This window comes from Exiguobacterium sp. s138, assembly GCF_018618775.1.
Lineage (GTDB): Bacteria > Bacillota > Bacilli > Exiguobacteriales > Exiguobacteriaceae > Exiguobacterium_A > Exiguobacterium_A artemiae.
This window is the reverse complement of record NZ_JACSMW010000017.1, coordinates 1-922: the sequence shown is the minus strand read 5'-3', so window position 1 is coordinate 922 and position 922 is coordinate 1. Positions and strand designations below refer to the sequence as shown.

Sequence of the window (922 nt, the reverse complement as noted above, 5' to 3'; positions counted from 1 at the left end):
TGAACTGAGCCCTAGAGTTTGGACAGTTTAATAAAAGCACCCTTAACGTTTTAAGCTGCTATGAGATGGCTTCGGTATTGTACCGGAGTCATCTTTTGTAGTTTCCATTGTCTTCGTTCGCTATTGTAATAATCAATATAAGCATCGACCATGGCACGGACCTCCTCGAGGTCAGATGCTAATTTATAATCGACATAATCTTTCAGGTGCCCAAAGAACGATTCCATCGGGGCATTATCCAGGCAGTTTCCTCTACGAGACATGGATTGAAGCATTCCCATCCCACGGATGCATGTTTGATAAGCAGGATGCGTATAATGGAATCCTTGATCGGAATGTATCATGGCTTCCGGGTGTATATTCCCTTGAAGTCGTTCTGCGAGTTTATTTGTTGTATGAAGGACAAGTTCCATATGGAGGCTTGTAGATAGATGATGTGCCATAATTTCACGTGTAGCGACATCTTTCACACAAGAGAGATACACAGTTTGGCCAGATCCAATACGCAGATAAGTGATGTCTGTGACGAATACCTTACCAGGCTCTTCTTGATCGAACCGACGGTTCAAGTGGTTCGGTACAGTCTTATGTTCATATGTCGCTTTAGCGATTTTACGATAAGCGTTCTGCCTACGGATTTTCGTCACGATTCCAAATTTCCTCATGAGACGCAAAATACGTTTATGATTCATCGGTCCCCCCATAAGATCAAGCATCTCCATGTAAAGACCACGATAGCCGATTTTTCCCTTATGACGATCATGAACACGTTTCAGAAGTAGGTAGTCCGCATAGTCGCGTTCTTCCCGAAGGGAAACACTATCCGTACGTGCGAGCCAGGCGTAATAACCACTGCGGCTCACTTCAGCGAGCGTACATAGATCCGTCACGAACCGCCTAGATGATTGTTTCCGTAAGACAA

At 44.5% G+C, this 922-nt stretch carries 1 protein-coding gene; it reads right to left on the bottom strand.

Annotation, left to right across the window (positions count from 1 at the left end):
* Positions 1–50: 50 nt before the first annotated feature.
* Positions 51–922 (bottom strand): IS3 family transposase (locus KNP91_RS15600; protein WP_214850891.1); only part of this gene is annotated, 872 nt, incomplete at its 5' end.